Raw genomic sequence first — 17,751 nt, 5'->3', positions numbered from 1 at the left:
AAAAGGGTTTAAGACACTTCCCCTCTTTCCGCCTTGAGCAGCTTGTTGATGCTCCAGCCCATCATGGCGAATATTGCCAGCCACGCTATCAGCATGTAGATTATCCAGCTTTCCATTGCGATCACCTCAGACCCTTATGATGACCTCGTTCTTCTCGAGCTCCTCGCCGTACTTGCGCTTGATGGAGTAGTAGCTCTCCACTGCACCGATGATCCACATGAAGATTATTGCCAGTCTGGCCGGCCACTCAAGGGTTGCTCCAACGAGGCTCTGGGCGGATCCTATCAGCGGTATCAGCAGGAGTATTGGGGCTATGTAGAGCAGTATCGGCTTGTACCATCCGGGGACGTTCATGTATGCTCCCTGGTGCAGCTCCTTCCAGAAGTTGTCGGGCTTGAAGAGGTACACTGCCACTATGATGTCGAAGAGCGCCAGCAGCGTGAGCTGGAAGCTGACCCATGCGTCAACCTGGTCGAGGTAGCCGCTGATGTACACAACTGGAAGGCCCGCGATGAAGTAGAGCACGAGCACTACCCAGGTTCCGACCTTCCTCTTGATGTTGAGGTCCTCCTCGAGGAGGGCGGTGAGGTAGTTGTACATGGCTATGGCTGAGGTGAAGCCCGCGAACCAGAGGAGGAGGAACCACATTGCTCCGAAGAGCTTTCCTATGTCACCCATGCTGACGAAGACGTTGGGCAGGCTGGTGTAGGAGAATCCAAGGCCGAACTTCTGGCCTATCCAAGCGAGGGCCTCGTTCTTGCCCTGCTCGAGGATCTCGGGCGGCACGATCTTGGGGGCGTAGGCGGTCGCCAGCGGGACGGCGAGTGAACCACCAAGGACGACCTCCGCGAACTCGTTCAGGGAGACCGTTGCGAGACCGCTGAGGGCAACGTCGTCATCCGGGCCGAGGTAGCTGGCGTAGTTCTGGATGATACCCATACCGAGCGAGAGGGTGAAGAATATCTGTCCGGTTGCGGCGAGCATGACCGTCGCGAAGTGGTCCTTGAGGTACGCCCAGTTGGGGCTCCAAATGAACCTGAATCCGTCGATGGTGCTCCAGTTGGGGTCTATTGGTGAGCCGAGGACGAACACGTAGCCGACCATTATGATGGCGAAGACGTAGAGGAGCGGCATCATGACCTTAACCCAGCGCTCGATACCCTTGCTGACGCCCTGTCCAACGGCTATGGCGAGGAGGATAACGGTTATGCCCCAGAACAGCATAACCTGGGCGTGGTTGCCGAGGTAGTTGCCGAAGAACTCTCCGGTGTTCTGGCCGAAGTAGGCGCCCGTGGCGCTGAAGTAGGAGTAAGCCGCGGACCAGCCGATGAGGTGGAGGTAGTAGCTGTTCAGGAGAACAGTCAGTGAAAAGGCCAGCATACCGCTGATAACTCCCCACCACAGTGCGCCTCTCGGCTTGACGCGCTCCCTGGCCATGAGGTAGTACGTCGGACCGAGGGTACCGTGACCATACTTTCCACCGTAGCGACCGGCGACCCACTCAATCCACATCACTGGTATTCCTAGGAAGAACAGAGCTATAAAGTACGGCACCATAAAGGCTCCGCCACCGTTCTGGGCAACCTGCGTTGGGAACCTCACGAAGTTACCCAGACCGACGGCGTTTCCAGCCATTGCTAAAATCAAACCAATCTTAGTTGCCCATTGATCCCTCTGTTGTTCCACAATATTCACCCCCGTTCTTAAATGTTCGGATCATGAAACCCCTGTGTATGGCTTTGGGGCATTATGTATAAGACAAGGCATTCTATAAAAAGCTTTCTAATAGTTTTTTTCGACAAAAGACGATTTACTCAAGCGTTAAACTGTGGCATTTCCTTTCTCGTCATTTCTTTAATGTGTTGAAAAAACATTAATTTGAGCTTTGGCATTATGGCAATTATAGTGCCCGGGTACCACAGAATGACGAATCATTGTCGGCGCATTTCCATCAAGTATTTAACCCCGCGATGCCATTCCATGGATGGTGCCCGATGATTGGAACAAGAGTGAGCTGATGGGTGATGACCGACTTCTCGCTGAGGGCGCCGCATCCGGATCGCTCCGGGACATGATAGGGTCTGTCTTGGGTTCATCGATGCAATTTTGTGTCCCTTGATGTATAAAAAATCTTGGATGTACATCCCTCTTTTCGCCCTAAGATTTCGGGAGGATTTTTCTTTTCGTCGAAAATTTCCGTACATAACTTTTTGTTTAAAATTAACCGTTCTCCTGCCTCCTTTATCGAAAGGTTTATATATGCAAATGCCTAAGAGTACCTCGCAAATTACCGAAACCTGAGGTGGTATAGATGGTCGAGATTGACCCGTTTGAGATGGCCGTTAAGCAGCTCGAGAGGGCTGCCCAGTTCATGGACATAAGCGAAGAGGCCCTCGAGTGGCTCAAGAAGCCCATGAGGATCGTTGAGGTCAGCGTTCCGCTCGAGATGGACGACGGTTCTGTTAAGGTTTTCACCGGTTTCCGTGTTCAGCACAACTGGGCCCGCGGTCCGACCAAGGGTGGTATCAGGTGGCACCCGGCCGAGACCCTCAGCACCGTCAAGGCCCTCGCCACCTGGATGACCTGGAAGGTCGCCGTCGTTGACCTCCCCTACGGTGGAGGTAAGGGTGGTATTATCGTTAACCCGAAGGAGCTCAGCGAGAGGGAGAAGGAGAGGCTCGCGAGGAACTATATAAGGGCCATCTACGACGTCATCAGCCCGTACACCGACATTCCGGCCCCTGACGTTTACACCAACCCGCAGATCATGGCCTGGATGATGGACGAGTACGAGGCCATCAGCAGGAGGAAGGTCCCGAGCTTCGGTATCATCACCGGCAAGCCGCCCGGAGTTGGCGGTATCGTCGCCAGGATGGACGCCACCGCCCGCGGTGCCAGCTACACCGTCCGTGAGGCCGCGAAGGCCCTCGGCATGGACCTCAAGGGCAAGACCATCGCCATCCAGGGTTACGGTAACGCCGGCTACTACATGGCCAAGATCATGAGCGAGGAGCACGGCATGAAGGTCGTCGCCGTCAGCGACAGCAAGGGCGGCATCTACAACCCGGACGGCCTCAACGCCGACGAGGTCCTCAAGTGGAAGAGGGAGAACGGCTCAGTTAAGGACTTCCCGGGAGCCACCAACATCACCAACGAGGAGCTCCTCGAGCTCGAGGTCGACGTCCTCGCCCCGAGCGCCATCGAGGGTGTCATCACCAAGGACAACGCCGACAAGATCAAGGCCAAGATCGTCGCCGAGCTCGCCAACGGTCCGACCACCCCGGAGGCCGACGAGATTCTCCACGAGAAGGGCGTCCTCATCATACCGGACTTCCTCTGTAACGCCGGCGGTGTTACCGTCAGCTACTTCGAGTGGGTCCAGAACATAACCGGCGACTACTGGGACACCGAGACCACCAGGGCCAAGCTCGACAAGAAGATGACCAAGGCCTTCTGGGACGTCTACAACACCCACAAGGACAAGAACATCCCGATGAGGGATGCCGCCTACGTCGTCGCCGTCCAGAGGGTCTACGACGCCATGAAGTGGCGCGGATGGGTGAAGAAGTGATTTCTTCTCCCCTTTTCTATTCGTTTCTGTTCGTCCGAGAATTAATGTGAAAAGATTCAGATTCTAGGACTTTCTGCCCTTTGCCTGGTAGAGCCTCGATATCGCCTGCATCGCGGCCGCGACCATTATTCCGCTGAATGTCATGCCGAGCAGGGGGAGCACGAGGGCGCAGAGGAACTTGGATACGGGTGTTGTGGGGGTTATGTCACCGTAGCCGACGGTGAAGGCCGAAACGAAGGCGAAGTAGATTCCGTTGCCGATGCTTATGGACTCCTGGAATGATAGAACCACTCCGAAAACCACTATCAGGGCAAAGAGGCCGAGGAGGATGCTCTTCACGTAGTAGAGGACCCTCAAAAATTCATGAAAAAAGGTGCGAAAGCCTATGAGCTCGATTTCGAGCCCTTCCTCTGTCTTCTTCTCCATCCCTTCACACCTTGGCCCAGTATTCCTTCTCCTCGACCATCGCCCTTATCATCTCGTCCTCATCCTTGAACATCGTCCTCCTCGACGGGTTCTGCATGCCGTAGAACTCCATGAACGGGCTCGGGCGCCTCTTGAACGGGTAGTAAAGGTATATCGCCGCCAACGTCCTGTACGCCTCGGCCATCTCACTGATAACGCCGGCAGAAACGCCTTCCGCGTAGTGGTAAACCGCTATGGCCTTGCTAACGTCGACGAGGTTGAAGTCCCTCTCGACGAGCTGGCGCCTCAGTATGTCAGTGGCCTGCTCTATGTCCTCCCTGTCAAGCTCCTCCACCTGTTCGCCGTCCAGGAGATGTTTGATTTTGATGTGCGTTATCGAGGGGTCCCTGTTGACCTGGGCGTCGTACTCGGCAACGACCCACCAGTCGTCCAGAGCCCCTGGGTCGAGAACCGTGAAGTGCCCGCTCAGTTTGTCGTAGAAGTCCCTAACGCGGTGGTAGTACTCCTCCTCGTGGCCGGTCATTGGATAGCTGAGGTAGACGAGCGGCTTCTCGGCCTCGTGGAATATCAGGTCGAGGAAGACCTCGTAGGGGTGCCTTATGCCGAACTGGAGGATGTAGCGAACCTCGATGCCTTCCTTCTTCAGCTCGTGTATCAGGGTCTTGACGTGGTTTATGGCATCCTCGCGCCACATGACTAGGGTGGTGAGCTTTATGTTCTCAGGATTCTCGCCGAAGCGCTCGAACCACTCCGGGTCGTTGATGATGCGCCTTCTGACTGATAGGACGTCGTCGAGGACTATTATCACGCGGTTCGGCCTCAGAAGCTTTAGATTGCTTGTGGTGAATCCGATGACGCTTCCGCTTCCCCAGCGGAAGAGGCTCGGCGTTGAAACGAGATGGAATTTTTCCCCGCTTTCGTCTATCTCCTTTCTTATTCTATTGAAAGCCTCGTCCCGTATCTCGTTCATCAAATCCTGGTGGCTTATGGCGAAGTCGAGAACGTTTTTCCTGGTTATCTTAACGCCCAGCTCCTTTCCGACCTCCCTGATGTAGTCGAAGACGTGGTAGTAGGCGTAGCTCTCCCCTTCGGCGAGCTTCAGCGCCTCGGTTATGTACTCGTCACGCCCGTTGAGGGGCGGCCCGGTGAGGAGTATTATCTCTTTCATTTCACCACCCCGCTGCATCTAAAAGGCCATTTTGGACGAAACCTTTAAATACTATTCCCCTAAAGTGGCGTTGTAGAGGTTCTTCTGTTCTAAAAACATACCAGCAGGGGTGTTGTAATTGACTGAAAAGCTAAAGGGAACGACTACGGTCGGCATTGTATGTAAGGACGGCGTAGTCCTGGCAGCGGACAGAAGGGCATCTCTGGGCAACATGGTGCTCTCAGAGAACGTTACCAAGGTCTTCTGGATAGACGACCACCTGGCCCTGGCCGGTGCCGGCAGCGTCGGCGACATTCTCAGCCTCGTCAGGCTTCTGAGGGCCGAGGCCAAACTCTACCGGGCCAAGGTGGGTAAGGAGATGAGCGTTAAGGCCCTCGCGACCCTGACTTCTAACGTGCTTCACGGGAGCAGGTTCATGCCGTACTTTGGGTGGTTTCTCATAGCGGGCCACACCGGAGAGCCCGGGCTTTATTCCGTGGACATGGCCGGTGGCGTTACCGAGGACAGGTTCACGGCCGCCGGTTCGGGTATGGAGTTCGCCTTCTCGATACTTGAGGCGGAGTTTAAGGAGAATATGACACTGGAAGAGGGCGTTAAGCTCGCGCTCAGGGCAATAAAAGCCGCCACCAGAAGGGACGTTTTTACGGGCGGTGGCGTTACCCTCGTTACCGTCACGGATGAAGGATACAAGGAATGGAGCGAGGAGGAAATAAAGGGTCTTCTGGAATGAGGTGATACCGGTGATAAGAAGAGAGACCTTCGTCGAAGATATACTACGCGATATAAAAGCTGTAATAAGCCAGATGGTTCCGCCCGAGGCGAGGATAACCGACGTTGAGTTCGAGGGTCCCGAGCTGGTCATATACGTTAGGAACCCTGAGGCCATAATGCGGGACGGGGAGCTGATAAAGAACCTCGCCAAGGTTCTTAAAAAGCGCATAAGCGTCCGCCCCGACCCGGATGTCCTCCTCCCGCCAGAAAAGGCGGAGGACATGATAAAGGCCCTGGTTCCGGCGGAGGCGGAGATAACCAACATAAGCTTCGACCCGTCCGTCGGTGAGGTCCTCATAGAGGCCAAGAAGCCGGGCCTCGTCATCGGCAAGAACGGCGAAACCCTGAGGCTCATAACCCAGAAGGTTCACTGGGCGCCGAGGGTCGTCAGAACCCCTCCGCTCCAGAGCCAGACCATCTACTCGATAAGGCAGATACTCCAGGCCGAGGCCAAGGACAGGAGGAAGTTCCTCCGCCAGGCGGGCAGGAACATCTACCGCAAGCCTGAGGTCAAGAGCGATTGGATACGCATAACCGGCCTGGGGGGCTTCCGTGAGGTCGGAAGGAGCGCCCTCCTTGTCCAGACCAACGAGAGCTACGTTCTGGTCGACTTTGGTGTCAACATAGCCGCCCTCCGCGATCCCAAGAAGGCCTTCCCGCACTTCGAGGCCCCGGAGTTCCGCTACGTCCTCGACGCGGGTCTCCTGGATGCCATCATCATAACCCACGCCCACCTCGACCACAGTGGAATGCTGCCGTACCTCTTCCGCTACAAGCTCTTCGACGGGCCGATATACACGACTCCCCCGACGAGGGACCTGATGGTTCTTCTCCAGCAGGACTTCATCGAGATTCAGAAGATGAACGGCGTCGAGCCGCTCTACAGGCCGAGGGACATCAAAGAGGTCATAAAGCACACCATAACCCTCGACTACGGCGAGGTCCGCGACATAGCCCCTGACATGAGGCTCACCCTTCACAACGCCGGCCACATCCTTGGATCGTCCATAGTGCACCTCCACATAGGCAACGGGCTCCACAACATAGCCATAACCGGCGACTTCAAGTTCATCCCGACCAGGCTCTTCGAGCCGGCCGTCAGCAGGTTCCCGCGCCTCGAGACCCTCGTGATGGAGTCCACCTACGGTGGAAGCAACGACTACCAGATGCCCAGGGAGGAGGCGGAGAAGAGGCTCATAGAGGTCATCCACCAGACCATCAGGCGCGGTGGAAAGGTGCTCATCCCGGCCATGGCCGTCGGTAGGGCACAGGAGATAATGATGGTGCTCGAGGAGTATGCAAGGATAGGCGGACTCGAGGTTCCGATTTACCTCGACGGAATGATATGGGAGGCTACCGCGATCCACACGGCCTATCCGGAGTACCTCAGCAGGCACCTGCGCGAGCAGATATTCCACGAGGGCTACAACCCGTTCCTCAACCCGATATTCAAGCCCGTCGCTAACTCACGCGAGAGGCAGGACATCATAGACTCCGGCGAGCCGGCCATAATCATAGCCACCTCGGGCATGCTCGTCGGCGGACCGAGCGTTGAGTACTTCAAGCAGCTCGCCTCAGACCCGAAGAACAGCATGGTCTTCGTGAGCTACCAGGCGGAGGGAACCCTCGGAAGGCAGGTGCAGAGAGGTTTACGCGAGATACCGCTCGTCGGAGAGGGCGGAAAGACGGAGGTAGTCAACGTCAACATGGAGGTTCACACCATAGACGGCTTCTCCGGTCACGCCGACAGGAGGGAGCTCATAAGCTACATAGCCCGCCTGAGGCCCAGGCCGGAGCGCGTCATAACCGTCCACGGCGAGGCCCACAAGTGCCTCGACCTCAGCACGAGCATACACAAGAAGTTCGGCCTCTCAACTCGCGCTCCGAACAACCTCGACGCCATAAGGCTCAAGTGACGGCCGGGATCGAGAAGTGGTGAAAATGAAGGTCCGCTGTCCCAGCTGCGGGCGTCTCTATTCTTCCCTTATTCCCCCTGGGTGCTCCTGCGGGGAGCGTCTGGAGATACCCTACGATTACGAGAAAGTCGACCCGTCCAGGTGGCGGAACCGTGAACCCGGTGTCTGGAGATACCGGGAGCTTCTGCCGGACGTCCCTGAGGTCGTGAGCCTTCGGGAGGGGGGTACGCCCCTCATAAGGGCCAAACTCGGCCGCGAGCTTGGGCTCAACGTCTTCATCAAGGACGAGACCAGGAACCCCACCGGCTCCTTCAGGGACCGTCTCACGACCGTTGCCGTTTCCTATGGCCTTCCCCACGCAGAAAACGGCTTTGTGGTGGCGAGCAATGGGAACGCGGCAGCTTCCCTTGCCGCTTACGCCGCCAGAGCCGGCAGACCAGCCTACACCGTCGTGCCGAAGCTCGTGGAGCAGGGCAAGCTCAATCAGATAGTGGCCCTCGGGGCAAAGCTCATACGGTACGGGGAGAGCGTGGACGAGGGCATAAACTACGCGGAGGGGCTGGCTGAGGGCAGGGGGCTCTACAACGTCACCCCCGAGAGCAATCTCATCGGTCTGGAGGGGCAGAAAACGCTGGCCTTCGAGCTCTGGGAGGATTTGAACCCGACGCACGTGATAGTCCCGACTGGAAGCGGCAGCAACCTCTACAGCATCTACAAGGGTTTCAAGGAGCTCATCGAGGTGGGTGTGGTTGATGAGATGCCGAAACTGATCGCCGTTCAGGCCGAGAAGTGCTCCCCCATAGCGAGCGAGGTGCTTGGAGTTGAGCCGCGGGCCGAGCCGACCAAGGCGCTGGCCCTGTACGTGAAGAGCCCAGTCATGAAAGAGCTCGCCCTGGAGGCTATACACGCCAGCGGGGGAACCGCTGTTCTCGTCGGCGAGGACGAGCTTGACCTGGGGCAGCGGCTCCTTGCCGGGGAGGGGATATTCGCGGAGTACGCCTCTTCGGTTATCGTCCCTGCACTCCTCAAACTGGCGGAGGAGAATTATTTCGAACGCGACGACAGGATAGCCCTTATAGTTACAAGTTCGGGCCTCAAGGGACACTACTCCGAGAGCAGGGAGAAGTTCACCGTCGGCGGAACCAAGCTCGAGATACTGAAGCTGCTGAGCGGGAGGAGCATGTACGGCTATGAGATATGGGAGGCACTGGAGAAGCCGCTCAAGTACCAGGCCGTTTACCAGCACCTTCGCGAGCTCGAGAGCATGGGGCTTATCGAGGAGACCCACAGAAAGGGGAGACGGGTCTATTACGGGCTGACGGAGAGGGGCAGGAGGTTCCTTGAGACCATAGGGTAGAAAGGTTTTAAAGCCCCTTTTAAAAGCTAGTCGTAGGTGAAGAATGTGGAACTGGCTATCGAGCATAAATTTTCACTCACGGTTTATCTATGGGGGGTCATAACAGGGATAATCAGCGGAGTGGCTGCGGCTAAGATACAGTATGGGTGGCTCATAGGCCTGGCCCTGTACTTCATCATCGACAGGTTCGTGCTCGCGGTCATCAAGGGACTGCCGCCCGAGATACCAGAGGAGCGGGCAGTGCTCAAGAAGGCCTTCTGGGGCTGGGCGCTGTTCTGGCTCTACTTCACGATGCTCAGCTATTCACTCATGACCAGCTTTACCCCGCAGTGCTACTCCAATCAGAGCCTGCTGTACAAGATGGTGGTGAACGGAAACGCCACCGTGACCTGCAACCTGACTTCCGTGGGGTGATCCTATGGAGGAACTCAAAAGGTCCGTCGCCAAAGAGGCCCTGAAGTTCATTGAGGACGACATGATAGTTGGCCTCGGCACCGGCTCGACCACGGCCTACTTCATCGAGTACCTCGGCAAGCTCATCATGGAGGAGGAGCTTGAGGACGTCTACGGCGTCCCGACTTCGTATCAGGCGAGGCTCCTCGCCCTCGAGAACGGCGTACCCGTTGTCGGCCTGGACGAGGTCGATGCGATAGACATAGCCGTCGATGGCGCTGACGAGGTTGATCCCAACCTCAACCTCATCAAGGGCCGCGGTGCGGCGCTCACCATGGAGAAGATAATCGAGTACCGGGCAGGAACTTTCCTCGTCCTCGTTGACGAGAGCAAGCTCGTCGAGAGGCTCGGCCAGAGGATGCCGGTTCCCATCGAGGTCATTCCGGCCGCATGGCGCGCCATAGCCGAGGAGATAGAGGTCTTCAACGCGACGGCAGAGCTGAGGATGGCGAGCAGGAAGGATGGGCCGGTTGTTACTGACAACGGCAACTTCATACTCGACGCCAGGTTCCACCGCATAGACGACCCGCTCGACCTTGAGATAGAGCTCAACAACATTCCGGGCGTCGTTGAGAACGGCATCTTCGCGGACATAGCCGACATAGTCCTCGTCGGCACGAGGGAAGGCGTCAAGAGGCTCGAGCGCTGAGGTTTTTCTTTTTTGCAGGTCTCATTTTGGCTCTTGTTCGGGCATACCATCGTCAGCACTGAAACGCTATTAGATTGACAATTGGAGCGTAACCCACTTAGAAGACACGCGTTTTTAGAATTGCACGCACTCTTTCCGTCAACGCTGAAGCTTTGCGAAGGCAAAGTTTCAATGGTGCGGGGGAGGGGATTTGAACCCCTGAACCCCTGCGGGAGTGGATCTTGAGTCCACCGCCTTTGACCAGGCTCGGCAACCCCCGCTCACGAGGGCCAAGGAAAATAACCAACCTCTGATTTATAAACTTAACTAAACTCTGTCCCGTTAGGGCTTTGAGTGAAAAAGAATATGTAAAGGGCGTTAGAGTTTTATCGGCGCACCAAAGGCCCTGTCGCCGGCATCGCCGAGGCCTGGGAGGATATAGCCCTTCTCGTTCAGCTCCCTGTCTATCGCGGCCACGAATATCTCAACGTCCGGGTGGGCTTCCTTTATCCTGCTTATTCCCTCCGGCGCTGCCAGGACCCCAACTATGACGTAGCGCTTGGCATCCCCGTACTTCCTGACCTCGTCGAGAACCTTGATGAGGGTTGAGCCGGTCGCTATCATGGGGTCCGCTATGATAACCGTGTCCTCGGGCTTTACCTGGGGCACCTTAACGTACTTCATCTCTATCTCGAACTTGGGGGCCTTGCCGCGGGAGGCGGATACGATGCCGACCCTGGAGTGGTCGAGAACCTTAATGAGACCTTCCATGAGTGGTATCGCCGCGCGGAGAACCGTGATTATGATAACGTTGCGCCTGTCCTTTATGAGCGTCCCCTCGGTTTCTTCGAGCGGGGTCTTTATGGGGACCTTCTCGACCTCCATGGTCTTCGTCAGCTCGTAGGCCATGTAGCGGCCGAGCTTAACGAGGCCCTTTCTGAAGGCTATCGGCCCTGTTCTCTCGTCCCTGAGCTCCGTCAGTATTTCCATGATGAAGGGGCTGTCCTCAAAGGAGTAAACACCTTCCCAGCGTTCGTCCCTCTTCATGCTCTCACCGAAACCCCTTCGGCGAGGGGTTTATTAGACTTCCGCCTGCCAATTTCCGCCGTCAGTGTATCACTTTTTTGACTCTTCCCCGATAATGCGCTTCATCCAGGTGCCGCGCAGGAACCAGGCAAGGGCCACTATCGCCGCTATGAAGTTGCTCATCCCCATGCCGAAGAACACACCCTTACTCGTGAAGTCGAAGAGCTCCGCGAGGGGTATCGTGATTCCCAGGACTGTGATGGCCCCTACGTAGCCGAAGGCGTAGCTGAGCGGAATCCTCAGGCCCCAGAGGCGGAATATTCCCAGGGCCATACTCTTCTTGGTATGACCTGCGGAGCTGAAGGTTCTGTTCACGACTATGAAGATGCCGTTGAAGAAGGGCACGGAGATCAGGAAGTACTTGAGAACCACCGCGCTCTCCCTGATGACCTCAGGATCGTTCAGGAAGAAGCGGAATATCTCGACGCGGAAGAGTCCAATGACGGCCACGGCAAGACTGGCTATCGCGAAGTTTATGGCCATCGTCCTCTCCGCTATCTTCTTTGCCCTCCCGTAGTTCTCCGCCCCGACGTTCTGGGCTATCATGGTTCCCATCGCCATGCTTATACCCCTCGATATGCCGGTCAGGAAGTTCACGAGGCGGGTGGTTATGGTGTAGGCGGCGTAGGTAACGTCGCCGAAGCCGAAGATAATCCTTGTGAGTATCACGAATCCAAAGCTGTTTGCGGACTGGCCTATACTCGATGGGAGGCCGACCCTGAAGAGCTTTCCGTAAAATTCGAAGTCGGGCTTGAGGCTCTCAATGCTCAGGCTTATCCCAACGCGGTCCGTGAAGAGGAGGTAGAGTCCAATGGCCGCTCCGACGACGTTGGCTATAACCGTCGCCAGCGCCGCCCCGGCCACGCCGAGCTCAGGAAAGCCCAGCCAGCCGAAGATGAAGAGGGGGTCCAGGATTATGTTTATCAGCACTGTGAGGAGCGTTATCTTGACGGGCGTCTTTGTGTCGCCCGCGGCCCTCATGAGGGCACCAAAGGCCATGAACGCGAAGGAGAACGGCAGTCCAAGGAAAACTATGGTGGCGTAGGTCAGGGAGTAGGGGTAGACGTTCTCGCTCACGCGCATAAAGCGGAGGGCATAGGGGAGAATCAGAAGGGCCACTATGGCTGTGGCGACCGAGAAGAGCGTCATGAGTGAGTAGAGCGCCCCCGCGGAGCGGTTTGCCTTCTCGTACTCCTCGGCACCTATGTACTGTCCCACGAAGGCGAAGCCCGCCGTTGTGAAGCCCATCCCGAGGGCCATCAGCGTTCCTATTATCGGCCAGACCGTTCCCGGGGCTGAGAGCGCCTCCCTCCCGAGCTTGCCCAGCCAGAAGGTGTCCGTTATGTTGTACACCACCTGAACCAGGTTGTTTACTATGAGCGGGCCCGCGAGGATGAGGAGGGTTCTCTCTATCGGGCCGTTCAGTATCTGGTCCCTCATTCTCTGGATTTTCTCGCCCTTCATCTTCACTCAGACCGCAATCGAAACGCTGCTATAAAAGGTTTATGATTTTTGGTCGCAGGTTGTCCTCAAAAACGCCCTCAGGAAGTCAAGTCCGCCCCCGTAGTTGACCACCCCGGGATGAACCGAGAGGTAGAAGGGAATCCCCTCCTCGGAGGTTTTCCTGTAGTCATGGAGGGCGACGGACAGTCTGTCGTCCACCTGGCTCTCGCCTATGTACCACGTGTACTCACGGTTCCATATCCTCTGCCGGGTTCCGTTGGGGAGTATGAGCCAGTTGGGCATGACAACGGTGAGGTTGTGCTCCAGAATGGCCCGGAGGGATTCGTTGTTGAGCGCCCAAGCGGGCGGGAGGAAAAGGGTGAGGTTGCTGAACCCGAGGGAGCTCATCAGGGCGGTGGCGTTGTCGAGCTTCTCGTTCGCCGTCTCGTAGGAGCAGTTGAACTCGTGGTAGGTGTGCCCGTAGCCGTGGAGCTCCACCCGGTAGCCCCTCCGCTGGAGTTCATGGAGATAGTTCACAAAATCCGGGTGATTCCGGAGGCTCCACTCGTCCCCGTAGTGGGTTGTGTCGAAGACGGGAATGACAAAGAGGATAGTGGAGTTTGAGCAGTTGTACTCATCGAGAACCGCTATAATCTGCCTGATGTCCTCGAAGTAGTACGGGGTGACGTCGTGGACGAGGATTAATGGCGGCTCGTTGTTGGTTTTTCGTTCCTCTTTTCTGACCGTGATTCCCAGGACGCCCTCGTTTTGGTCTGTGTGGCGAGAAAATCCCCCGTCCGGGGGTGGAGTGTACGGGGCGTTGTGGGTGACGCTCCCTGCCACGACCGCCAGAACGGCCAGGATGATGAGCATGAGTGCGAGGTGCCTGGTCCCCAAGGGGTTCACCGGGTGATACTCTGCATCCAAATGATAAAAAGTTTACTGTCCTGGGGAGTGGTCCTCCTCTATGATGCGGCTCATCCAGCTTCCTGTCAGGAACCAGGCGAGCGCAACAACCGCACCGAGAACGTTGCTCAGACCCATCCCCAGCCACATTCCTGCGGTGTCCTTCATAAGGATTCCGAGGCCGTAGCTCAGCGGAAGCCTGAGCACCCAGAGGCGGAACATGTCAATTACCATGCTCTTCTTTGTGTGTCCCGCACTCCTGAAGACGTTCTCTACAGCGGAAAATATTCCGAAAAACGGGAGTGAGGCGGAGAAGTACTTCACCACCTTGGCGCTCTCGGCTATTATCGCCGGGTCGTTGATGAAGAACCTGAATATCTCGACGCGGAAAAGCGCGAACAGGAGCGTTCCCGCACTGAGGATCGTGAAGTTTATCACCATCGTTTTCTCGGCTATGGTCTTGGCCCTCTCGTAGAGCTTCGCACCGACCGTCTGGCCGATCATCGTCCCCATCGCCATGCTTATTCCATCGGAAAAGGCGAACATGAAGTTGGTTAGCCTGTTGGTTATGGAGTATGTGGCAAAAGCTACATCCGCCTCACCGAACTGACCGCCGAGGGTGAAGATTATCCTTGTTAGTATGACGAAGCCAAGGGCCGTTGTCGAGGAACCAACGCTTGAGGGTATGCCAACGCGGAAGATGCGCGTGTAGAATGGCCAGTCTGGTTTGAGGTTGTGAGCCGTGAGGTGTATCCCGACCTTCCCCTTGAAGAGGAGGTATCCACCGACAACGGATCCGAGGCTGTTGGAGAGCATCGTGGCTACCGCCGCACCGACGACTCCCAGCTCCGGGAAGGGGCCCCAGCCAAAGATGAAGAACGGGTCCAGGACCAGATTGAGGAGTACGGTGGCTATGTTTATTTTGACCGGCGTTCTGGTGTCGCCTATAGCCCTCAGGAGGAAGTTGAAGGCGAAGAGCGTGAATGAAAAGGGTATCCCCGCGAAGATTATGCGCGTGTATGACAGGGCGTAGGGGTAGACACTATCGCTCACGTTCATAAAACGGAGGAGGTATGGGGCCGAAATGACGCCGAACACTCCAACCACAATTGCAAAGAGCATCATTAGGGAGTAGAGCGCCCCAGCCGCACGATTGGCTTTTTTATACTCCCTCGCCCCGACGTACTGGCTGACGAAGGCGAAGCCTGCCGTCGCGAACCCCATCCCAAGGGACATGAAGAACCAGACGAGGGGCCACGCAGTCCCAGGTGCCGCTAACTCCTCCCTTCCTAGCTTTCCGAGCCAGAACGTGTCGGTGAGGTTGTAGAGAACCTGCACGAGCTGGTTTATGATTAAAGGGTAGGCTAACAGAATGAGTGTTTTAACTATCGGCCCGCTGATGATCCGCTCCCTCATTGCCTCCATTTCGCGCGTCATTGAGATGGCTATCGAAACGTTGGTATAAAAAGTTTACTGTGGATAAAAGAGCCATCCATTGAAGGGCTAATGAACGGTGATGTTGGTCTAGGAACGTCTATCAAGAACAGATACCAGATAGATAGAAAAGAGAGATGGAAGGCTTCACTCGCGGAGGGCCTTCCTGGCGGCCTCAAGCCTGAGCCTGGCCTCTTCCCTGGCGACGGTCTTCCTGACGAGCTCGACGGCGTCCGGGTTGGCGCTGACGCTGTCAATGCCGAGCCTGACGAGGAGCTTGACCATCCTCGGGTCGCTGCCGGCCTGGCCGCAGATGCTGGTCTCAACGCCGTACTTCTTGCAGGTCTTGATGACGTTCTCGATGAGCTTGAGCACTGCCGGGTGCTTCTCGTCGTAGAGCTTGAAGACACGCTCGTTGTCCCTGTCGATGGCGAGGGTGTACTGGGTGAGGTCGTTGGTACCGAAGCTGATGAAGTCAATGCCCTCCTTGATGAGGTCCTCGATGATGAGAGCTGAAGCGGGAGTCTCGATCATGACACCCCACTCGACGTCCTTGTGCGGAATGAGGCCGACCTCCATGGCGATCTCCTTGGCCTTCCTGATCTGCTCGGGGTGGCTGACGAGCGGGAGCATAACACCGATGTTGTCGTAGCCCTCGTCGACGAGCCTCTTGATGGCCTTGAACTCGGCCCTGAGGAGCTCCGGCTGGTCGAGACCGCGCCTGATTCCTCTCCAGCCGAGCATCGGGTTCCTCTCGTCCGGCTCCTCCTCTCCACCCGGAAGCTCGCGGAACTCGTTGGTCGGGGCGTCGAGGGTCCTGTACCAGACGCGCCTCGGGTAGAAGGCCTCGACGACGGTCCTGATGCCCTCGACGAGCTTCTCGACAAGCTCCTCCTCCTTGCCCTCCCTGATGAACTTGATCGGGTGGGCACCGATGCCGAGGATCATGTGCTCGGCCCTGAGGAGACCGACACCGTCGGCGCCGGTGGCGGCGGCGCGCTCGGCGACCTCCGGCATGGACACGTTGACCTTGACTTCGGTGGCGGTGACGAGCGGGGCACCGGCAACGACGACCTGGCCGGCGGCCTTCTCTTCCTCTTCCTTCTTGACGAGGCTCTTGACTATGCCCTCGTAGACGACACCCCTGGTACCGTCGACGGTGACGAGCATGCCGTCCTTGAGCTTCTTGGTGGCCTCCTTGGTACCGACGACGGCCGGGATGCCGAGCTCACGGCTGACGATGGCGGCGTGGCAGGTCCTTCCGCCCTCGTCGGTGACGATGGCGCTGGCCCTCTTCATGGCCGGAACCATGTCCGGGTTGGTCATGGTGGTGACGAGGACGTCGCCCTCCTTGACCTTGTCTATCTCGCTGGCGTCGAAGATGACGACAACCTTACCGGCACCAACGCCGGGTGAAGCTCCAAGACCCTTGAGAAGGACGTTCATCTCCTCGGTCATCTCAGTCTCCTCCGCCTTAACCTCATCCTTAAGGGTGGTGATCGGCCTGGACTGGACGATGTAGAGCTTGCCGTCGTCCTTGTCGTAGGCCCACTCAATGTCCTGCGGCCAGCCGTAGTGCTCCTCAATCTTGGCACCGATCTTGGCGACCTCGATGATCTGCTCCTCGGTGAGAACCTGCTTCTCAACCCACTCTGGGCCGAGGTGGTCGGCGACCTTGACGTAAACGGTGCCCTTGCCGGTCTCCGGGTTGCGGACGACCATGACCTCCTTCTTGGCGATGTACTTCTCCTTTATCTTCCAGGTGCCCTTCTCGACGATGTACTCGTCCGGGGAAACGCTGCCGCTGACGACGGCCTCACCGAGGCCCCAGGCGGCGTTGATCATTATCTCGCTCCTGTCGTTGGTGACCGGGTTGGCGGTGAACATGACACCGCTGGTCTCGCTGTTGACCATCTTCTGGACGACGGCGCTGAGGTAAACCTTGCTGTGGTCGAAGCCCTGCTTGGCCCTGTAGAAGGTAGCTCTCGCGGTCCAGAGGCTGGCCCAGCACTTCTTGACCTTGTCTATGACGTCGTCAACGCCGTAGACGTCGAGGTAGGTCTCCTGCTGGCCGGCGAAGCTGGCCTCGGGAAGGTCCTCGGCGGTAGCGGAGCTCCTAACGGCGACGTAAACGGCGTCCTTGTTGTACCTGGCGCTGAGCTTCTTGTAAGCGTCCTCAATCTCCTTGGCTATCTCGGGGAGCATCGGGAGCTCGATAATCTTCTGCCTGATCTTGGCGGTGTTCTCCTGGAGCTGCTTGCTGTCATCAACGTTGGTCTCGGCGATGACGCCCATAATCCAGTCCTGGAGAACGGTACCGTCCTCAAGCTTAACGTTCTCGACGAAGTACTTGTAGGCCTCGGCGGTAACACAGAATCCGGGCGGGACGGGTATTCCCGCGTTGGTCATTTCTCCGAGGTTGGCACCCTTTCCACCGACGAGGGGAACGTCGGTCTTCCTGAGGTCCTCAAACCACTTTATAAACTTGTATTCGCTCATGCGAATCCCTCCACAATTGTTTACTGCGGGTGATATATCGAAGGCTCATATTTAAAATTAACTATCCAGAGGTGTTCCCCAGCGTACAGGAAT

14 protein-coding genes and 1 tRNA gene are annotated in these 17,751 nt (G+C 57.0%); 6 read left to right on the top strand and 9 right to left on the bottom strand.

Features of this window, described 5'->3' with window-relative positions; genetic code table 11:
• Positions 1–126: 126 nt before the first annotated feature.
• On the bottom strand, positions 127–1,686 hold the full coding sequence (locus tag GQS_RS04410) for a sodium-dependent transporter (protein WP_083818277.1): 1,560 nt from the start codon (positions 1,684–1,686) through the stop codon (positions 127–129).
• Positions 1,687–2,311: 625 nt separating this feature from the next.
• Here GQS_RS04410 and gdhA point away from each other — a divergent pair.
• Positions 2,312–3,571, top strand: a complete 1,260-nt coding sequence (gdhA, locus tag GQS_RS04405) for a glutamate dehydrogenase (RefSeq protein ID WP_014012465.1) — start codon at positions 2,312–2,314, stop codon at positions 3,569–3,571.
• A 63-nt stretch (positions 3,572–3,634) separates the two neighbouring features.
• Here the strand turns inward: gdhA and GQS_RS04400 are convergent, their stop codons facing one another.
• On the bottom strand, positions 3,635–3,997 hold the full coding sequence (locus GQS_RS04400; protein WP_014012464.1) for a potassium channel family protein: 363 nt from the start codon (positions 3,995–3,997) through the stop codon (positions 3,635–3,637).
• Positions 3,998–4,001: 4 nt separating this feature from the next.
• A complete protein-coding gene (locus GQS_RS04395) occupies positions 4,002–5,165 on the bottom strand; it encodes a hypothetical protein (protein WP_014012463.1) in 1,164 nt (387 codons plus the stop codon).
• 118 nt (positions 5,166–5,283) lie between these two features.
• Here GQS_RS04395 and psmB point away from each other — a divergent pair, with 118 nt between their 5' ends.
• The 5 genes from psmB to rpiA are packed head-to-tail and all read left to right on the top strand — an operon-like array spanning position 5,284 to position 10,311.
• Positions 5,284–5,895, top strand: a complete 612-nt coding sequence (gene psmB, locus GQS_RS04390) for an archaeal proteasome endopeptidase complex subunit beta (protein ID WP_014012462.1) — start codon at positions 5,284–5,286, stop codon at positions 5,893–5,895.
• A 10-nt stretch (positions 5,896–5,905) separates the two neighbouring features.
• The gene (locus tag GQS_RS04385) at positions 5,906–7,852 is read left to right on the top strand and encodes a beta-CASP ribonuclease aCPSF1 (protein WP_048056525.1); all 1,947 of its coding nucleotides are present in this window, start codon (positions 5,906–5,908) and stop codon (positions 7,850–7,852) included.
• 25 nt (positions 7,853–7,877) lie between these two features.
• Entirely contained in the window at positions 7,878–9,209 is a 1,332-nt protein-coding gene (locus tag GQS_RS04380; RefSeq protein ID WP_014012460.1) for a pyridoxal-phosphate dependent enzyme, read from the top strand.
• Positions 9,210–9,245: 36 nt separating this feature from the next.
• Positions 9,246–9,623: a hypothetical protein gene (locus tag GQS_RS04375; protein WP_238515820.1), complete on the top strand. Its 378-nt coding sequence runs from the start codon at positions 9,246–9,248 to the stop codon at positions 9,621–9,623.
• Between the two features lie 4 nt (positions 9,624–9,627).
• Entirely contained in the window at positions 9,628–10,311 is a 684-nt protein-coding gene (gene rpiA, locus GQS_RS04370) for a ribose-5-phosphate isomerase RpiA (RefSeq protein WP_014012458.1), read from the top strand.
• Between the two features lie 172 nt (positions 10,312–10,483).
• Here rpiA and GQS_RS04365 read toward each other — a convergent pair.
• From GQS_RS04365 to ppsA, 6 genes are all read right to left on the bottom strand, one after another.
• Positions 10,484–10,571: transfer RNA gene (locus GQS_RS04365), tRNA-Leu, on the bottom strand.
• A gap of 97 nt (positions 10,572–10,668) precedes the next feature.
• Entirely contained in the window at positions 10,669–11,337 is a 669-nt protein-coding gene (gene upp / locus GQS_RS04360; protein ID WP_014012457.1) for a uracil phosphoribosyltransferase, read from the bottom strand.
• Positions 11,338–11,406: 69 nt separating this feature from the next.
• A complete protein-coding gene (locus GQS_RS04355) occupies positions 11,407–12,840 on the bottom strand; it encodes an MATE family efflux transporter (RefSeq protein ID WP_014012456.1) in 1,434 nt (477 codons plus the stop codon).
• Between the two features lie 39 nt (positions 12,841–12,879).
• The gene (locus GQS_RS04350) at positions 12,880–13,725 is read right to left on the bottom strand and encodes a DUF2334 domain-containing protein (protein WP_148236363.1); all 846 of its coding nucleotides are present in this window, start codon (positions 13,723–13,725) and stop codon (positions 12,880–12,882) included.
• Between the two features lie 33 nt (positions 13,726–13,758).
• The gene (locus GQS_RS04345; RefSeq protein WP_048056524.1) at positions 13,759–15,162 is read right to left on the bottom strand and encodes an MATE family efflux transporter; all 1,404 of its coding nucleotides are present in this window, start codon (positions 15,160–15,162) and stop codon (positions 13,759–13,761) included.
• A 144-nt stretch (positions 15,163–15,306) separates the two neighbouring features.
• Positions 15,307–17,658 (bottom strand): phosphoenolpyruvate synthase, encoded by a 2,352-nt coding sequence (ppsA, locus tag GQS_RS04340; protein WP_014012453.1) that lies wholly within the window; start codon positions 17,656–17,658, stop codon positions 15,307–15,309.
• Positions 17,659–17,751 lie beyond the last annotated feature (93 nt).

This window comes from Thermococcus sp. 4557, assembly GCF_000221185.1.
Taxonomy (GTDB): Archaea; Methanobacteriota_B; Thermococci; order Thermococcales; family Thermococcaceae; genus Thermococcus.
Note: the sequence above shows the minus strand (reverse complement) of the source record. Positions and strands in the feature narration are given on the sequence as shown.

Excerpts from the sequence above, each read along its gene's own strand:
- gdhA (WP_014012465.1), top strand. The coding sequence starts at position 2,312 with ATGGTCGAGATTGACCCGTTTGAGATGGCCGTTAAGCAGCTCGAGAGG.
- rpiA (WP_014012458.1), top strand. The coding sequence starts at position 9,628 with ATGGAGGAACTCAAAAGGTCCGTCGCCAAAGAGGCCCTGAAGTTCATT.
- GQS_RS04355 (WP_014012456.1), bottom strand. The coding sequence starts at position 12,840 with ATGAAGGGCGAGAAAATCCAGAGAATGAGGGACCAGATACTGAACGGC.
- GQS_RS04380 (WP_014012460.1), top strand. The coding sequence starts at position 7,878 with ATGAAGGTCCGCTGTCCCAGCTGCGGGCGTCTCTATTCTTCCCTTATT.
- GQS_RS04395 (WP_014012463.1), bottom strand. The coding sequence starts at position 5,165 with ATGAAAGAGATAATACTCCTCACCGGGCCGCCCCTCAACGGGCGTGAC.
- GQS_RS04400 (WP_014012464.1), bottom strand. The coding sequence starts at position 3,997 with ATGGAGAAGAAGACAGAGGAAGGGCTCGAAATCGAGCTCATAGGCTTT.
- GQS_RS04345 (WP_048056524.1), bottom strand. The coding sequence starts at position 15,162 with ATGACGCGCGAAATGGAGGCAATGAGGGAGCGGATCATCAGCGGGCCG.
- upp (WP_014012457.1), bottom strand. The coding sequence starts at position 11,337 with ATGAAGAGGGACGAACGCTGGGAAGGTGTTTACTCCTTTGAGGACAGC.
- ppsA (WP_014012453.1), bottom strand. The coding sequence starts at position 17,658 with ATGAGCGAATACAAGTTTATAAAGTGGTTTGAGGACCTCAGGAAGACC.